Source organism: Xanthomonas sp. CFBP 8151, assembly GCF_011761885.1.
Lineage (GTDB): Bacteria > Pseudomonadota > Gammaproteobacteria > Xanthomonadales > Xanthomonadaceae > Xanthomonas > Xanthomonas arboricola_B.
The window spans coordinates 206,752-224,495 of sequence record NZ_JAASQZ010000003.1; the positions used below are offsets into that span (position 1 = coordinate 206,752).

Below are 17,744 nucleotides of genomic sequence, written 5' to 3' on the forward strand. Positions count from 1 at the left end.
AAGGACGAACATGACCGGCGACGTACTGCAACTGACCTGCGAGCTGATCGCACGCGCCTCGGTGACACCGGCCGATGCCGGCTGCCAGGCGCTGCTTGCGCAACGCCTGGAGGCTGCCGGATTCGCTTGCGAGCACCTGCGCCTGGGCCAGGTCGACAATCTGTGGGCCACCCACGGCAGCGGTGCGCCGGTGCTGGTGCTGCTCGGCCACACCGATGTGGTGCCGCCGGGACCGCGCGAGGCCTGGACCAGCGATCCGTTCGATCCGCAGATCCGCGATGGTGTGCTGTACGGGCGCGGCACGGCCGACATGAAGGGCAGCGTGGCGGCCTTCGCGATCGCCGCCGAACAGTTCGTCGCCGCCCATCCGCAGCATGCCGGCACGCTGGCGGTGTTGCTGACTTCCGATGAAGAAGGCGACGCCATCGATGGCGTGCGGCGCGTGGCCGAGCTGTTTCGCGCGCGCGGGCAGGCGATCGACTGGTGCATCACCGGCGAACCGTCGTCCACCGAACGGCTGGGCGACCTGCTGCGCGTGGGCCGCCGCGGCAGTCTGTCCGGCACGCTGATCGTCAGGGGCGTGCAGGGACACGTGGCGTATCCGCACAAGGCGCGTAATCCGATCCATCTGGCCGCGCCGGCACTGACCGAGCTGGTGGCGCGGCAGTGGGACGAGGGCTTCGAGAGTTTTCCGCCGACCAGCCTGCAGGTGTCGAACATCCATGCCGGCACCGGCGCCAATAACGTGATTCCGGGCGAGCTGCAGGTGGCCTTCAACCTGCGCTACACCCCGCTGTGGGATGCGCCGCGGCTGGAAGCGGAAATCACCGCATTGCTGGATCGCCATGGGCTGGACTATGCGCTGCGCTGGCATCGCAGCGGCGAGCCGTTCTACACCCCGGAAGGGCGCCTGCGCAGCGTCGCACGCGAGGTGCTGGGCCAGTTCGCCGGCGCGCCGCCGGAGGAAAGCACTGGCGGCGGCACCTCCGATGCGCGCTTCATCGCGCCGCTGGGTGCGCAATGCATCGAAGTCGGCCCGGTCAACGCCAGCATCCACCAGGTCGACGAGCATGTGCGCGTGGCCGATCTGCAAGCCTTGCCGGCGCTGTATCGCGGCCTGATCGAGCGGCTGCTGGTGGATTGACGGACCATGCGTCGCCGTCGTTGCCGCTGAAACAGTTGCGCCATCGAAAACGAACGGTTAGCGTCGCTCACATGGTCTTCCAGCTCGCCAACCGCAATAACGCCAACCGCAACAATCTGCGCGCGAACAATCGTGCGCGGCCGATGCGGGTCTGCGACTAGGCGAAGTAACACCAAACGCCCAGGAATCAGAGAACCCGCATCGGCCGATGCGGGTTTTTTTTATGGGTGTCATTCTCGTGCAGCACGCTTGCCACCGGCCGCCAACCCCCGCAGTTTCATCCAGGAGTGTTTCCATGTGTTCCATCTTCGGTATTTTCGGCCTGCAACCCGGTGACGATCTGCAGGCATTGCGCCGGCAGGCGCTGGAATGTTCGCAGCGGCAGCGTCATCGCGGCCCGGACTGGAGCGGTGTGCATATCGATACCGGTGCGATCCTGGTGCACGAGCGCCTGGCCATCGTCGACCCGGCTGGCGGCTCGCAGCCGTTGTTGTCCGAAGATGGCGAACTTGCGCTCGCAGTGAATGGCGAGATCTACAACCATCGCGAGCTCAAGCAGGAGCTGATGCAGCCGTACGCCTTCCAGACCGGCTCCGATTGCGAGGTGATCAACGCGCTGTATCGCGAGGATGCGCCGGCCTCCTACCTCAACCGCCTCAACGGCATCTTCGCGTTCGCACTATGGGACAAGGCCGCCGGGCGGGTGATCATCGCGCGCGACCCGATCGGCGTGGTGCCGCTGTACTGGGGCCACGACCGCGAAGGCCGGCTGCGGGTGGCCTCGGAACTGAAGTCGCTGGTGGACGATTGCGCCGATGCGGCGCAGTTCCCGCCTGGCCATTGGTACGACAGCGCCACCGGTGCACTGAGTCGCTATTACGAGCGTGCCTGGCGCGAATACGCCGAAGTGGAAGGCGTGCAGGTGCAGCTGCAGGAATTGCGCGAGGCGTTCGAGCGCGCGGTGCACCGTCAGCTGATGACCGACGTGCCGTATGGCGTGCTGCTGTCCGGCGGGCTGGATTCGTCGCTGGTCGCCGCGGTGGCCGCACGCTACGCACGCCATCGCATCGAAGAGAACGACACCACCGAAGCGTGGTGGCCGCGCCTGCATTCGTTCGCGATCGGTTTGAAAGGCTCGCCGGATCTGGCCGCGGCCGAAGTCGCCGCCGCCGCGCTGGGCACCGTGCATCACGGTTTCGAGTACAGCTTCGACGAAGGCCTGGATGCGCTGCCCGAGGTCATCCGCCATATCGAGACCTACGACGTCACCACCATCCGCGCCTCTACGCCGATGTTCCTGCTGGCACGACGCATCAAGGCGATGGGCGTAAAAATGGTGTTGTCGGGTGAAGGCAGCGACGAAATCTTCGGCGGCTATCTGTATTTCCACAAGGCACCGAACGCACGCGAATTCCACGAAGAACTGGTACGCAAACTGGATGCGCTCAACAACTACGATTGCCTGCGCGCCAACAAGTCGATGATGGCCTGGGGCGTGGAGCCGCGCGTGCCGTTCCTGGACCGCGAATTCCTGGACGTGGCCATGCGCATGGACGCCAGCTTCAAGATGATCGACAAGACCAGCAGCGGCGCCACGCGGATGGAAAAGGGCGTGTTGCGCGAAGCGTTTGCCGGGTATCTGCCCGAATCGATCCTGTGGCGGCAGAAAGAGCAGTTCAGCGATGGCGTGGGCTATGGCTGGATCGATGGACTCAAGGCGCATGCCGCCGCACATGTGAGCGACCGCGAGCTGGCTGCCGCCTCCAAACGCTTTCCGGTCAATCCGCCGCAGACCAAGGAAGCGTATTTCTATCGCACGCTGTTCGAGCAGTTCTTCCCCAGCCAGGCGGCGGCGGAGACGGTGCCGGGCGGCAAGTCGATCGCGTGTTCGTCGCCGACCGCGATCGCCTGGGATGCCAGCTTCGCCGCGATGGCCGACCCGTCCGGCCGTGCGATTGCCGGCGTGCACGAACAGGCGTTGGCGTCGTAACGCTGCTGCATCGAAGTTGAAACTACAGCGGCCGGCATGCGCTCACGCGCTGCCGGCCGCTGCTGCGATCACTCGTGGCGCACGCAGTATCCGTAGCGTTGCGGCTCGATATCCACGCCGGCCACATCGGCCTGGTTGTTGCGCCACAGGTTTGGCTTGAAGTCGGCCGCAGTGCAGTTAGCAGCGCGGTCCACACCGATGGTGTAGGTGAACGGCGTATTGGAGAAGCGGTTGTTCTCGAACACGTTGTCCTGGCTCATGCTGTTGTCCCAGCACAGGATTTCCGGGGTGCGATAACGGATGGCGCAAGCCAGGAAGACACCGGCGACCTTGTTGCCGTCGAACTGATTGTTGCTGAAGCGGTTGCGGCGCGCGTCGGACAGATAGATGCCCTGGCTGCCGTTGCGCTCGAAGCGGTTGTTGCGGATCTCGCTGTCTTCCAGATGCTCGGTGGTCAGCCCTGCGGCCACGTTGTCGTGGATGTAGTTGTTGACCATGGTGACCTTGGCGGTGCGATTGAACGATACGCCGTCCCAAATCGCGCCCGAAACATCGTTGTTTTCGATGGTGATCTCGCGCGTGTCGTACTCGCTCAGCAGGCAGGCGCTGCGGCACTTGTTGACCTGCAGACCGGCGAGCCGGATGCCCTGGCCGGAACGCACGACCACCGCGCTGTTGCTCAGATACGGACGCTCGGGCATGAATTCCTTGTCGCCGGTGCTGGCGACGATCTGCATGTCTTCGATGCTGACATTGCGGATCACGCCGGTCGGCTGCTGATTTTCATAGTCGCCGACCACCAATGCCGGTTGCTGCACGCCATCGGCCATGCGCAGCACCGTGGTCGGGCCTTTGCCGCGAAGAGTGAGATTGCCGCGGTGGATCGAGACCAGGCCATTGAGCGGAAATTCGCCCTTTTCCAAGCACAACACCGCAGGCGTATCGCTTTGCGGAAGCTTGTCGATGGTTTTCTGCAGATCCTGCCCAGGGCGCACTTTGGCGGTGCATGCCGCGACCGGCGCATCCGGTGGGCCGGATTTGGCGGGCGGCGCTGCCGAGCAGGCAGTCGCAACGAGCAGGGGCAACAGGGCGGAAACGGAGCGGGCAAGCTGAGGCATGCGGATTCCGGTCAGTGGGGGGAGGAGGGCGATCGTGTAAAAACACGTTACAGATCGCGACGGCCTCTAGTGTGTCCCAATGGACGTTAACGTCTGGCGGATTCCGGCCGGCCTGATTCGGCGCAGGTTCATTGCACCGCCGTGGTCGAGGCCACAACTGTGCGTGCGGCGGCCGCTGCGGCCGATCAACGTCACAGTTGGAGCAGTGCTCGCGGCCTGGGCAGGCGCCCGTTCGCCACGCTAGAAACTGTAGGCCAGCTGCGCGTAGACGCGGCGCGGTTCGCCAGGAAAGTGACCGGTGCGCTCGGTGAACCCGCTGACGGCATAGACCCGGTCGAACAGGTTCTTGACGTTGACCTGCAGCTTCCAGGCGTCCCACTGCGTCTGCCAGCTGATGTCGAAGATGGCGTACGGCTTGACGCGCTGACCTTCCAGGCTGAGCCGCTCGCCTACGTAGTCCGCACCGAAGGCAATCGCCGAGTTCCAGGCCGGCAGGTCGTAACGTGTCCACAGACCGAAAGTGTTGCGCGGTGCATTGGCGAAGCGGTCGCCGGACACATTGGTGATGCCGTTGGTGCCCGCATCGAGCACGCGTGCATCGTTGTAGGCGTAGGTCAGGTTGAGCACCCAGCGTTCGGTGAGGTCGGCCAGCAGATCCACTTCCAGGCCTTCGCTGCGTACCAGACCGAGCGCGGAGAGCTGGTTGACGCCATCGACGACACGGCCGTTGGCCTGCACGATGTTGCTGCGTTCGATGCGATACAGCGCGGTGTTGAGCGTCAGCCCGCCATCGCTGAGCGCGGTTTTCAGACCCACTTCCCACTGCGTGCTGCGCTCGGGATCGAACGGCCCGCCGACGCTGCTGTCCTGATTGGCCGCATCCTGCGGCAGAAAGCCGCTGGCATAACTTGCGTACGCGTTGATGCCATCGCGCAGCACGAACGTGCTGCCCACACGCCAGCTGAGATCGTTGCCGGTGACGCGCGAGCCGTCCAGACGGTTGTCGTCCTTGAAGCCGTCCCAACGCAGTCCGGCCATCGCAAACCAGCGCGGCGTCAGCGTGAGTTCGTCCTGAAGATACGCGCCGTAGCGCTGGCTGCGTGTGCTGGTGGCGCGCCAGGGCAGGCCGTCCAGACCGTAGTCGTAGAAGCCGCTGCGGCCATACACCGGGTTGAACAAATCAATGCCCGGCACCGGCCCGCGCACGCGGCCGGTGTCGGCGGTATTGGCGGTCTGCGCGCGGAAATCCGCGTCCAGCCGATAGTAGTCCGCGCCCATCAGCAGCTTGTGCTCGATCGCGCCGATGCGGGTGCGGAACACCGCGTTGACGTTGCCGGAGATCGCATCGTTATCGCGGAACTGATTGCGCAGCTGCCGCGTCATCCATTCGGCGGTGCCGTCGCCATCGCGGTCGATCAGGCCCATCGGCTCGTGATAGATCTGATGCTCGTCGTTCTTGAACCAGCGCATCGCCATGTCCACGTCCCACGCATCCGACGGTGCAAAGCGGTACTGTGCGAATGCCACCTTGGCGCGCATGTCGAGGAAATCGGTGGGTTCGTTGTGGTTCCAGCGGCGGTCGGTGAGGAAGTTGCCGTCGTCGTCCACCGGCACGCCGCGCAGGCGATTGCCGCCCAGGTTCTGGGTGATGTCGGTGTATTGCAGCGTGAGCTCGCCTGTCTGGCCGATGTCGAACGCCACTGACGCATCGCCGATCTGGCTCTGGCTATCGGTGTTGCGGCGAAAGCCATCCTCGCCATCGGCGTAGGCGCCGATGCGGTAGCGAATGCGCCCGTCTTCGCGTGCCGGCCCGGTGGCTTCGAACGAGGCCGCACCGAAGGATTGATTGCCCACCTGCAGCTCCACCCGACGCGCGGCCTGATGGCCGGGTTTGCGGGTGACGTAATTGATCACACCACCGGGTTCGCCGCCGCCATACAACGCACCGGCCGGGCCCTTGAGCACTTCCACGCGTTCGATATTGAACAGCTGCGGCACCGAGAAGCCGGCATACGGATCGCCACGCAATCCGTCATACAGCACGTTCTCCTGGCGGAAGCCGCGCAGGGTCACGCCGGCATAGCTGAAGAAGCTGATGCCGCTGATGCTGCGATACAGATCGGTGATCTGGCGCGCGGCCTGGTCGTCGATCAGTTCGCGCGGCAGCACCTGTACAGACTGCGGCACCAGCGACAACGGCGTATCGGTGCGTGTGGCCACCGCAGCATCGTCGGATTTGTACAACGTCTGCGCACGGCCGACGACGTCGACGCCATCCAGGTCGGTGACCGCTGTGGGGGTGCTGGCGTGTTGTTGAGCGAAGGCGCGGGGCGACGGTAAAACCAGGGAAGCGGCAAGCGCGGTGACAAGGAGCGTGGGGCGCATCGGTCACTAATGGGAATGGTTATCAAATGCATCTTAGCATGTTGTGCTCGCTTGATTGGGCAGATCGGTAGGCGGGCGTGGCTGCGGATACTTGGATGTGCAGATGTGAGGGGTGCGGGGTGCGATCTGCAGAACGCAGACACCGATTTTGCGTTCGTCCAGCCCCCAACGACTGTCGAAACCTGTGTCGACAGACGAGACAGCAATGACCACGCCTACTTCGGCTGCAGTTGCAACGTATAGCGGGTTGCGGTCGGCAGGAATGGGGTTGGCCGGCCGTGTACCCAATCGTCGTGGCCTGCGCCCCAGAACGGCGACAAGGGGTGTCCACTCTGGCCGCCCGGCATGTGCACAATGCCGTCCTGTTCGTGGCCGGGCGACACCACCATGCGTTCGGAGGCGCCGAAGGCCGGGCCTTGCACGCGCGGCATGTCGCGGTCGCCTGGCAGTTGGTCGGGCGGCATGCACAGCCAGCGCTTGGCGAGCGCAGGTAATGCCCGCGCGATCGGGTGGCAGATGGTGGCGGTGTTGCGTTCGCCCCAGGTACGTTCGCTCAAGGCGCCGTCCTGCGCAGCGAGATCCGTCTGCGCATTGCGTGCAGCCGCGGCAAGCAGCTGATCCCAGTTCGCATAGGCGGGCGGCAGCAGATGCGCCGGGCGCTGCTGCAGCAACGGCCAGACGATGCCTTCCAGCTGGGCGCGGCGCGGCGGCAGGAAGTCCTTGCCAAGCGCGGCTTTTGCCGGCGCCAGCAGGCCGGCTTCCACTGCGTCGATGGTCATGCCGCGAAAGCCGCGCACGATGCGGTAGCTGGCCGAGCGGGTGGATGCGTGCCCGTCCCATTGACGGGTGGCGGCTTCGATCTGCTGCAAGGCCGGATCCTTGCTGTGTTCGACCACGCTGCGCAACAACTGCCACCACCGCGTGAGCAGCACGGCGCGATCGTCGAGCTGGATGGCGAGCAGATCCCGCTCGTTGAAGCGCTGTCTGGCGAACAGGTCGTTGCGGATCTGCTGCGCCCGCGCGCCCAGGTCGTAGCCGGCATTACCAAGCGTGGCCAACTGCTGCGCATCGACGACGCGGCTGTTGGCGGTCCAGAGCCGGTGCGAAGGAGGATCGATCAGCTCGGGGGCAGCATCGCTGCGCACCGGCCAGGGCTGGCAGCCGCTCGGTGCTGGCGCCGATGCCGAGGTTACCGCAGCCGAAGGCGATGCCGCGCGTGCGCCCTGCGCCGAGATTGCCAGTTCGGCGATGCCGCTCGGGCCACACCCGGCATTGCGTACCGGGCGCGCACCGATCAACCGCCAGGCGATGCGCCCGCTGCGATCGGCCAGCAACAGGTTCTGTGCCGGAATGCCCGAGCGATCCGCCACTGCAAAGGCGGCCTGCACATCGGCCGCCGTACTCATCTGCGCAAAGTCCAGCCGGATCGCGCCGGGCAGCTGCGCGGCCCAGCGCAGCGCGAGCAGGCTGCCATCGGCGTTGTCGTGCAGGACCGGTCCCCAGGCGCTCTCGCGCACCGCAAAACGCACCGGCGCGGCGCCGGCCACGCGAATGGTTTCGACATGGGTGGTGAGCGCTTGCGGATGACCCGGCGTGGCCGGCGCAATCCGCGCAAAGTCGGCGGTATCGATGTAGCTGTTGGTAAAGGCCCAGGCCACATGCCCGTTGCTGCCGACCACCACCGCCGGCAAGCCGGGCAGGGTGAAACCGGTGACATCCACCTTGCCGTCGGGCGCGCTGGCGTCCGGGTAACGCAGGCGTGCGCGGAACCAGATATTGGGCGCGCGCAGGCCCAGGTGCATGTCGTCGGCGACGATGGCGCGGCCGTCGCTGGTGAGGCTGCCGTCCACGGCGAAGTTGTTGCTGCCCGGCGTCGGCGGCTCGGCGCCTGCGGTGGCGGCTGGATGCGGCAGGCGGCGCAGATCCAGCGTGGCGGCGTCGGGCAGCATGGCATCGCCTTGCGCGGGGCCGAACAGCGGCGCATCCCAGCTGGAGCCTTGATGGTCCAGCAATGCCGCCAGCGCCGCCGGCACCACCGCACGGATGCGGGCGGCAGCCAGTTCGGTCTGGTTGTCGTTGTCCTGCAGGTCGGCATACATCGCCATGCCGGTGAGGATGGAGTCGTCCAGCGTCCACGCGCGCGGTGTCTGCCGCAGCAACAGGTACGGCCACGGGCGCACGCGCAGTGCGGCCAGCCCGGCATTGACGCCCTCGGTATAGGCCTGCAGCGCGGCGCGCTGGCTGCCGGCGGCGACATCCAGGCTGGCATGCACGCGGGCGCGCAGCCGGTGCACGCGATTGCGTTTGTCCAGGTCCAGCGCTGCGGCGCCGAACAGCTCGGACAACTCGCCGGCCGGTGCGCGGCGCATCAGGTCCATCTCAAAGTAGCGCTCCTGCGCGTGCACATAGCCGAGTGCGCGCATGGCATCGACCTGGCTGGCCGCATCGATGGTGACCACGCCACGCCGGTCGCGTTGCACGCTGACCGGTGCTGCAAGGCCCTGCAGTGCGCTGTTGCCATCCAGCTGCGGCAGGCTGCCACGCATCAGCAGATACACGGCCAACAGGGCCGCCACGACCAATACCACGATTGCCAGCAGCAGCCGGCCCAGCCATTTGCGCATTGTCGAGTCCTTGAGTTCGGTCACAGTGTGGCGGCCTGTCATGACCGTGGCGGGTCTGGCCGCAAGCGCAACTGAAAGTGATTCCGATTAGATCATTGCGCCGCGGCTTAGGGCACCATGCGCGCATTGCGTCGCTGGAGCACATCATGAAAGGCCATCCCGAAGTCGTCGACTACCTCAAACAGCTGCTGCGCGGCGAACTGGCGGCACGCGACCAGTATTTCCTGCACTCGCGCCGTTACGAGGACCAGGGCCTGATGGCGCTGTACGAGCGCATCAATCACGAAATGGAAGAGGAGACCGAGCACGCCGATGCGCTGCTGCGGCGCATCCTGTTCCTGGAAGGCGACCCGGACATGCGGCCGGCCGAGTTTGCGCCAGGCAAGACCGTGGTGGAGATGCTCGAGCGCGATCTGGTGGTGGAATACGAAGTGCGTGCCAATCTCGCCGCCGGCATGAAGCTGTGCGAAGAGCACGGCGATTACGTCAGCCGCGACATCCTGCTTAAGCAGCTGCAGGACACCGAAGAAGACCACGCCTGGTGGCTGGAGCAGCAGTTGGGCCTGATCAAGCGGATCGGCCTGGAGCTGTACCAGACCTCGAAGATCGACAAGGGCCACGTCGCCGGCTGAGCCCGGTGACTGGGCGCTGGGCAGCCGCTGAGCGTGCGCAGCACAGATTTGCAATCGGCAGGTGCCGCACGGGGCATTGCCTTGCTGCGTGGTCTGCGTCAACTGCCGGCGGTCTGCGGCGGTGTTGCTCGCGCATTTCGCTGTTGTGCAAACCATCATTGCGTGGCGCAACGCCGCGCGGTCCTGATCGGCGCGCGCTGCGCTGCCTGTGCAACGTCTGCTGCGCCCGACTGGGGCGTCGGCAGCGATCGTCGATGACAAAGTTCGCCCGTGACCGTCAGTTGCGTTGCAGACGATAGACGCCGGTCGACAGGGCAGTGACGCCATCGGCACGGAAGCGCGGCTCCTGATCGAGGATGTCGCGGCGTTCCAGTTGCTGCACCCGCCATTGCGTGTCGAACAGTGCGTGCACCGCGTCAGCGTCCACCGAAAACGGCGGCCCGGCCTTTTCGGCCTGCGGATATTCCAGGGTGATCAACAGTCCGCGGCATTCCGCAGGCAGGCGCGCGTACGTGGTGTGCAGATACTGTTGGCGCAAGCCGGCAGGCAGGGCGATCAATGCGGCGCGGTCGTAGACGGCGCTGCAATCGGCCAGCACGCTTGGCTCCAGTGCAAACGCGTCGCCGCAGATGATTTCGATCGGGCCGGCGATAAAGTGCTCGCCCGCGCGGCTGCTGTGGCGCTGCGGTTGCAGGCCGGCATCAGCGAAGAATTGCGTCACCGCCAGCGGCGATATCTCCACGCCCAGCACCCGATGGCCTTGTGCGGCCAACCAGTGCAGGTCCAGCGTCTTGCCGCATAACGGCACCAGCACGCGGGTAGCCTTCGGCAACTGCAACGCCGGCCAGTGCTTTTGCAGCAACGGCATCACCTGGTCCTGATGGAAACCGGTCTGACCGTTCTGCCAACGCTGCAGCCAGAAATCTATGTCCATGATGTTGTCTTGTTGGTTTGCGTTGACGAGTGCCGTGATGCAGCCAATGGCACTCACACTGCAGATCGAAAGGAACCGCTCAGACCACACCGCACCGCCGCGCGACATGCACTGCGCACACCCACACACACCGACATCTCGATCGGTCCTTGTCCGCCCACCATCGCGGGACCTTACGCGGCATGGATGCCGCGTAAGCGCCTACACGGACGTACTTGCGGCGTGTGCTGCGATGGTGGGCGGGCAAGGGCCCCGCAGCAAATCCGCAGATCTCTCGCTCTACAATCGACGCACCCGCACCGCTCGATTACCTCTCAAGGCAATGCAGAGCTTGCGCTTCAGCGTAGCCTCGCCGTTGCAAGCCAAGCTGGCCGAGGGCGCGATGCCCTAAAGCCGGCAGCGTCCAGCTGGCGGTAGTTTTGTGGGTCGCTCACAACCGCACGGCCAACGCGCCGCCGCGCGGCGCTTGGGTGAACAGCCGTTACTGCACTTCCAACCCGTCCACCTTCTGCCACCCTCGCGGCAACAACGCCCCGCGACTTGCGCGCGCGCCCACATAGGGATCCAGATCCTTGAACGACAGGCTCATGGTGCGTGCGCCGCTGCGCACCAGCAGCGTGTTGCCCGGAGCCACCGCCACCACCGCGACCACGCGCTCGGTGCCGAGCTTGGCCTTGGGGATGTCGATGATCTTGTTGCCTTTGCCCTTGTCCAGCTCGGGCACATCGCTGGCGGTCACCGCCAGCAGATTGCCGGCACTGGTGACGGCGACGATGCGGTCGCTCTGCGGATTAGTCACCTGCGCAGGCGTCAGCACATGCGCGCCGGTGGTCAGGTTGAGCATCGCCTTGCCGGCCTTGTTGCGGCCGGTGAGGTTTTCGAAGCGGGTGACAAAGCCGTAGCCATGCGAGGACGCCAGCACGAAGCGGGTGGCGTTGTCGGCGCTGGCCATGACCTGGAACGCCGCGCCCGAGGCCGGCGAGAAACGGCCGGTCAACGGTTCGCCATTGCCACGTGCCGAGGGCAGGGTGTGCACCGCGGTCGAATAGGCGCGGCCTTCCGAATCCAGGAACGCCACCTGATGCGTGCTGCGGCTGCGCACCGCCGCCAGCAGGCTGTCGCCTTCGCGGTAGGACATGCCGGCCGGGTCGACCTCGTGGCCCTTGGCCGCGCGTACCCAGCCCTTTTCCGACAGCACCACGGTCATCGGTTCGCTGGTGACCATCTCGGTTTCGTCGATCGCCTGCGCCGCGCCACGCTGCACCAGCGGCGAGCGGCGTGCGTCGCCGAACTTCTTGGCGTCGGCGGTCAGCTCGTCCTTGATCAGCTTCTTCAGCTTGGTCTTGCTTTCCAGGATCGCCATCAACTGCGCGCGTTCCTTGGCCAGCGCTTCCTGCTCGCCGCGGATCTTCATCTCTTCCAGGCGCGCCAGCTGGCGCAGCTTGGTTTCCAGGATGTATTCGGCCTGTTCCTCGCTGAGTGCGAAGCGCGCGATCAGTACCGGCTTGGGTTCGTCCTCGCTGCGGACGATGCGGATGACTTCGTCCAGGTTGAGGAAGGCGATCAACAACCCTTCCAACAGGTGCAGGCGGCGTTCGACCTTCTGCAGGCGATGGTTGAGGCGGCGGGTGACGGTGTCGCTGCGGAAGCTCAGCCACTCGCTCAGCAAATGCCTGAGGTTCTTGACCTGCGGGCGGCCATCCAGGCCGATCACGTTGAGATTGACGCGGTAGCTGCGCTCAAGGTCGGTGGTGACGAACAGGTGTCCCATCAGCTGCTCGGCATCGACACGGTTGGAGCGCGGCACCAGCACCACCCGCACCGGGCTGGTGTGGTCGGACTCGTCGCGGATGTCTTCCAGCCACGGCAGCTTCTTGGCGCGCATCTGCTGGGCGATCTGCTCGATCACCTTGGACGGCGAGACCTGGTACGGCAACGCATCGATGACGATGTTGGCGTGTTCTTTCTTGTAGGTGGCGCGTGCGCGCACGCTGCCATGGCCGGTCTCGTAGATTGCGCGCAGATCGGCCGCCGGGGTGATGATCTCGGCGGTGGTCGGGTAGTCCGGGCCAAGCACGTGTTCGCACAGCTCGGCGACCGTGGCATCGGGGTTGTCGAGCAGGCGCAGCAGCGCGCTGACGATCTCGTTGAGGTTGTGCGGCGGCACGTCGGTGGCCATGCCCACCGCGATGCCGGTGGTGCCGTTGAGCAGCAGGTGCGGCAGGCGCGCCGGCAGCCAGGTCGGCTCTTCCAGGGTGCCGTCGAAGTTGGGCGCCCAATCGGTGGTGCCCTGGCCGATTTCGCCTAGCAGCACCTCGGCGATCGGGGTCAGCTTGGATTCGGTGTAGCGCATTGCCGCGAACGACTTGGGGTCGTCGGTGGAGCCGAAGTTGCCCTGGCCCTCGATCAGCGGGTAGCGATACGAGAACGGCTGCGCCATCAGCACCAGCGCTTCGTAGCAGGCGCTGTCGCCGTGCGGATGGTACTTACCGATCACATCGCCCACGGTGCGCGCGGATTTCTTCGGCTTGGCAGCGGCATTCAGGCCCAGCTCGCTCATCGCGAAGATGATGCGCCGCTGCACCGGCTTCAGGCCGTCACCCAGGAACGGCAGGGCGCGGTCGAGCACCACGTACATCGAATAGTCGAGATAAGCGCGTTCGGCGTACTCGCGCAGCGGCAGCTGCTCGAAGCCATGGAAGGTGGGGCGGGTCAGATCGGTCATGTAAAGCCAGGTCCTACGAAAGAGGAGCCCGCGCCGTGGCGCGAGCTCGAAGAGCGCCGATTATCCGGATGCGGCGGGGGATGCCAAGCCGCGCGCATGCGTGCCGGCCAGATAACGCGTGGGGGGAGCGCCGAAATGGCGGTGGAACACACTGACGAAGGCGCTGGGGCTGCTGTATCCGAGCTGGTCGGCGACCTGGGCGACCGGGCTTCCCTGGCTGAGCCGCCGTAGCGCCTCCGCCAGCCGGGCCTGCTGCCGCCACTGCGCGAAACTCAGCCCGGTCTCGCTGCGGAAATGCCGGCTCAGGCTGCGCGCCGACAGCCCGCCCCAGTCGGCCCAGGCGTCCAGCGGGCGCGGGTCGGCCGGGGTATCGAGCAACTGCCTGGCGATGCGCAGCAGCCGCCGGTCGGCTGGCATCGGCAGGTGCAGGTGGTCGATCTGCACCTGGTGCAGTTCGTCCAGCAGCACCGCGGCCAGGCGTTGCCGGGCGGGGTCGAGCGGCTGGCCCAGCGGCCAGTCGGCCGCGCGCATGATCACCTCGCGGGCGAGCCCAGTCAGGCGGATCACCCCGCCTTGCGCGGGCAACGCGGCGCAGGCGTCCGGCCGGACCACCACGCCCCAGCCGCGCAGCGGCCCGGCCAGTTCCACGGTGTGCTGCTGGCCGGGCGGCATCCAGCCGGCGCAGCCCGGCGGTAGCGACAGGGTCCCCTGCTCGGTGTGCACCGTCAGCACGCCGTGCTCCACATACATCAGCTGCCCGCGGACATGCGCATGCCGAACCGTCTCCGGCGCCCATACCGCGCGCAGGTCGGCCAGGAACGCGATCACCTCCGGTCCGTCGGCCCACTCGAAGCTGTCGCGCACACCGGGTGGCAGGGCATCGCGTGTGGTTGGCGGATTTTCGACAGTCATTGGCGCAATTGTATTACCAGGCCAGCGGTGCAGGCGCGTAAGGTGACGATCCTTGCTGGCGGTTTAATCCCGTTAGAAATATTTGCGTTGACAAATATATTTTTCGGAAGAAAATAGCCCGCCATGAATGACCTCTCCACCGCCTCGCCGTCGTTCGGCCTGCTGTTGCGCCAAGTGCGCGATGCGCTGATGCGTCAGCTCGATGCCGAAATGAAGGGCGAGCTGCCGGACTTCGGCTTCAGCCACTACGTCGGCCTGAAGATCCTGGCGGTGCGCTCGCCCTGCACGGCCAACGAGCTGGCGCTGGCGCTGGACCAGACCCCGAGCGCGGTCACCCGCCTGCTCGACAAGCTCGAAGCGCTCGGTGCGGTGCGACGCGAGCCACATGCGCAGGACCGGCGCGCGCTGCAGATCGTCATGACCGAACAGGGCGTGGCGCTGTGGGAGCGCCTGAAGCTGCGCGGCGAGCGCGCCATCGAGCATGGCTTGCGCGATCTGGCCCCGCCCGAGCGCGAGCAACTCACCTCTCTTCTCATCCGTGTCCGCGATGCACTCAACTCATGAACGCTGCTAGTTCCCCTATCCAGATACTGCGCCTGCGGTCCACGCAGCTTGCGCGGCCGCTCGTCCTCACTGCGCTGACGCTGGCGCTGGCCGCCTGCGCCAGCAGCCGCGGGCTTGCCCCGCAGGGCACCATGCTGGAGCCGGGCGCACTGCATGCCGAGCGCGCCCTCGCGCAGGCCAACCTGAGCCCGGCCGCCTGGCCGGCCAGCGATTGGTGGCGCGCCCTGGGCGATACGCAACTGAACGCGCTGATCGCCGAAGGCCTGCAGCACAGTCCCAGCCTGGCGGCGGCCGATGCGCGCCTGCGCCAGGCGCAGGCACGCATCGGTAGCGCGCAGGCCGATCGCGGCCCCAGCCTGTCGGTGTCCGGCGGCTATGCGGGCGTGCAGTTGCCCGAATCGATGGTGGGCGATGAGCGCGGCGGCAAGTTCGGCGGCAATGGCCAACTGGTGCTGGACTTCCGCTATGGCGTGGACCTGTGGGGCGGCAAGCGCGCCACCTGGGAAGCGGCGGTGGACCAGGCGCATGCGGCCGAGGTGGACGCACAGGCGGCACGCCTGAACCTGTCGGCGGCGATCGCCGAAGCCTATGCGCAGCTCGACTACGCATGGCGCCTGCACGACGTGGCCAACGATGAGTTGACCCGCGTGCAGAAGACCCTGGAGCTCACCCGGCAACGCCGCGGCGCCGGCATCGACAGCGATCTGCAGGTGCGCCAGGCGCAGGCCCGCGTACCGTCGGCGCAGCAGCAGCTGCAGTCCGCGCAGCAGCAGATCGACGAGGCCCGCTACGCCCTGGCCGCGCTGGCCGGGCAGGGCCCGGATCGCGGGCTGGAGATCGCGCGCCCGACGCTGGGGGCGGCCATCGCCACGCAGTTGCCGAGCAACCTGCCCGCCGACCTGCTGGGCCGCCGCCCCGATGTGGTCGCCGCGCGCTGGCGCGTGGAGGCCGCCGATCAGGATATCGCCGCCGCCAAGACCCGCTTCTACCCCAGTTTCAACATCACGGCGCTGGGCGGTGTGGTGAATCGCGATGTCGGCCAGTTGCTGGAAAGCGCCTCGGTGTTCGGCGTGGTTGCGCCGGCGCTGAGCCTGCCGATCTTCGATGGCGGCAAGCTGCGCGCCAATCTGGCCGGCAGCGATGCGCAATACGACCTGGCGGTGGCCGATTACAACCAGAAGGTGATCGACGCCCTGCGCGAGGTTGCCGACCAGGTCAACGCCGTGCGTTCGCTGGAGCAGCGTGCGCGTGCGCAGGACGACGCGGTGCAGACCGTGACCGCCGCCTTCGAGCTCGCGCAGCAGCGCTACCGCGCCGGTATCGGCAGCTATCTGGAAGTGCTCAGCGTGCAGGAGCAATTGCTGCTCGCACGCCAGCGCATGGCCAGCCTGCAATCGCAACAACTGTTGGCCTCGGTGAGGTTGCAGCGTGCCTTGGGCGGCGGATTCACGCCGGAACCTGCGCGCGATACCGCACACGCCGCGACCACTTCCGCACAACCGAATTCCTGAGACAGCGACGATGAGCCAGACGACTCCAACTTCTTCCCCCCCTGCGCCGGCCGCGCCCAGCAGGCGCCGTGCGGCGCTGCGCATCGTGGCCATTGCGGTGATCCTGGCGATCATCGGTCTTGTGGTGTGGTACTTCCTGGTCGGCCGCTGGCATGAGGACACCGACGACGCGTATGTACAGGGCAACCAGGTGCAGATCACCCCGATGGTGGGCGGCACCGTGGTCAGCATCGGCGCCGAAGACGGCATGCGCGTGGAGCGCGGCCAGTTACTGGCGCAGCTGGACCCGGCCGACACCGCGGTCGCGTTGCAGCAGGCCGAAGCCAATCTGGCCAAGACCGTGCGTCAGGTGCGTGGTCTGTACCGCAGCGTGGAAGGCGCGCAGGCCGAACTGTCCTCGCGCGAGGTGAGCTTGCGCAGCGCACGTGCCGACTTCGCACGCCGCAGGGATCTGGCCGCCAGCGGCGCGATCTCCAACGAAGAACTGGCGCATGCCCGCGAGGAACTGGCCGCTGCCGAAGCGGCGGTGAGCGGTTCGCGCGAGAGCTTCGAACGCAACCGCGCCCTGGTGGACGACAGTGCGGTGGCCAATCAGCCGGACGTGCAGACGGCCGCCGCGCAGCTGCGTCAGGCCTATCTCAACCACGCCCGCACCGGGGTGATTGCACCGGTGTCCGGTTACGTGGCGCGTCGTTCGGCGCAGCTGGGCCAGCGTGTGCAGCCCGGCAGCGTGCTGATGGCGGTGGTGCCGCTGGAGCAGGTGTGGGTGGAAGCCAACTTCAAGGAAACCCAGCTCAAGCACATGCGCCTGGGCCAGGAAGTGGAACTGCATTCGGATCTGTACGGTGGCGGCGTGAACTACACCGGCCGCATCGAAAGCCTGGGCCTGGGCACAGGCAGCGCGTTCTCGCTGTTGCCGGCGCAAAACGCCAGCGGCAACTGGATCAAGATCGTCCAGCGCGTGCCGGTGCGCATTGCGGTGGATGCCAAGCAACTGGCCGGCAATCCGCTGCGCATCGGTTTGTCGATGAAGGTCGATGTCAACCTGCACGACCAGCAGGGCAGCGTGTTGCCGACCAAGTTCGCCAATGGCGCGGTGTTCTCCACCGACGTGTATGCGCAGCAGTTGCAGGCCGCCGACGCGGATATCCAACGCATCATCCAGGACAACCTGCCTGCGCAGGCTGCGTCCAAGGCGGGCTGAG

Annotated in this window: 12 protein-coding genes; 6 read left to right on the plus strand and 6 right to left on the minus strand. The window is 66.3% G+C overall.

From position 1 onward, the window contains the following. The first annotated feature begins 10 nt into the window (after window positions 1–10). Both dapE and asnB read left to right on the plus strand, forming a co-directional pair. Window positions 11–1,144: a succinyl-diaminopimelate desuccinylase gene (gene dapE / locus FHT08_RS15080; protein WP_166775572.1), complete on the plus strand. Its 1,134-nt coding sequence runs from the start codon at window positions 11–13 to the stop codon at window positions 1,142–1,144. 295 nt (window positions 1,145–1,439) lie between these two features. Next, window positions 1,440–3,134, plus strand: a complete 1,695-nt coding sequence (asnB, locus tag FHT08_RS15085; RefSeq protein WP_104538102.1) for an asparagine synthase B — start codon at window positions 1,440–1,442, stop codon at window positions 3,132–3,134. A 68-nt stretch (window positions 3,135–3,202) separates the two neighbouring features. Here the strand turns inward: asnB and hpaM are convergent, their stop codons facing one another. The 3 genes from hpaM to FHT08_RS15100 all read right to left on the minus strand — a co-directional run bounded on the left by hpaM (window position 3,203) and on the right by FHT08_RS15100 (window position 9,261). Further along, entirely contained in the window at window positions 3,203–4,252 is a 1,050-nt protein-coding gene (gene hpaM, locus FHT08_RS15090) for a type III secretion-associated outer membrane-bound protein HpaM (protein ID WP_104538101.1), read from the minus strand. Window positions 4,253–4,492: 240 nt separating this feature from the next. Continuing rightward, entirely contained in the window at window positions 4,493–6,637 is a 2,145-nt protein-coding gene (locus tag FHT08_RS15095) for a TonB-dependent receptor (RefSeq protein WP_166775573.1), read from the minus strand. Between the two features lie 215 nt (window positions 6,638–6,852). Next, window positions 6,853–9,261 (minus strand): penicillin acylase family protein, encoded by a 2,409-nt coding sequence (locus FHT08_RS15100; RefSeq protein ID WP_166775574.1) that lies wholly within the window; start codon window positions 9,259–9,261, stop codon window positions 6,853–6,855. A 146-nt stretch (window positions 9,262–9,407) separates the two neighbouring features. On the opposite strand from FHT08_RS15100, the gene bfr reads away from it, so the two are divergent. After that, window positions 9,408–9,893: a bacterioferritin gene (gene bfr, locus FHT08_RS15105; RefSeq protein ID WP_039511630.1), complete on the plus strand. Its 486-nt coding sequence runs from the start codon at window positions 9,408–9,410 to the stop codon at window positions 9,891–9,893. A 277-nt stretch (window positions 9,894–10,170) separates the two neighbouring features. On the opposite strand, the gene FHT08_RS15110 is transcribed toward bfr, so the two are convergent. The 3 genes from FHT08_RS15110 to FHT08_RS15125 all read right to left on the minus strand — a co-directional run bounded on the left by FHT08_RS15110 (window position 10,171) and on the right by FHT08_RS15125 (window position 14,464). Then, the gene (locus FHT08_RS15110) at window positions 10,171–10,827 is read right to left on the minus strand and encodes a thiopurine S-methyltransferase (protein ID WP_166775575.1); all 657 of its coding nucleotides are present in this window, start codon (window positions 10,825–10,827) and stop codon (window positions 10,171–10,173) included. Between the two features lie 481 nt (window positions 10,828–11,308). Continuing rightward, the gene (gene parC / locus FHT08_RS15120) at window positions 11,309–13,552 is read right to left on the minus strand and encodes a DNA topoisomerase IV subunit A (protein WP_166775576.1); all 2,244 of its coding nucleotides are present in this window, start codon (window positions 13,550–13,552) and stop codon (window positions 11,309–11,311) included. Between the two features lie 60 nt (window positions 13,553–13,612). After that, on the minus strand, window positions 13,613–14,464 hold the full coding sequence (locus tag FHT08_RS15125) for a helix-turn-helix transcriptional regulator (RefSeq protein ID WP_024938904.1): 852 nt from the start codon (window positions 14,462–14,464) through the stop codon (window positions 13,613–13,615). A gap of 123 nt (window positions 14,465–14,587) precedes the next feature. On the opposite strand from FHT08_RS15125, the gene FHT08_RS15130 reads away from it, so the two are divergent. Genes FHT08_RS15130 through FHT08_RS15140 form a run of 3 tightly spaced genes read left to right on the plus strand, consistent with a single transcriptional unit; the run spans window position 14,588 to window position 17,743 of the window. Then, a complete protein-coding gene (locus FHT08_RS15130) occupies window positions 14,588–15,028 on the plus strand; it encodes a MarR family transcriptional regulator (RefSeq protein WP_016904051.1) in 441 nt (146 codons plus the stop codon). A 23-nt stretch (window positions 15,029–15,051) separates the two neighbouring features. After that, the gene (locus tag FHT08_RS15135; protein ID WP_343204162.1) at window positions 15,052–16,539 is read left to right on the plus strand and encodes an AdeC/AdeK/OprM family multidrug efflux complex outer membrane factor; all 1,488 of its coding nucleotides are present in this window, start codon (window positions 15,052–15,054) and stop codon (window positions 16,537–16,539) included. A gap of 10 nt (window positions 16,540–16,549) precedes the next feature. Further along, on the plus strand, window positions 16,550–17,743 hold the full coding sequence (locus FHT08_RS15140) for an efflux RND transporter periplasmic adaptor subunit (RefSeq protein ID WP_166775578.1): 1,194 nt from the start codon (window positions 16,550–16,552) through the stop codon (window positions 17,741–17,743). The last annotated feature ends 1 nt before the right edge of the window (window position 17,744 follow it).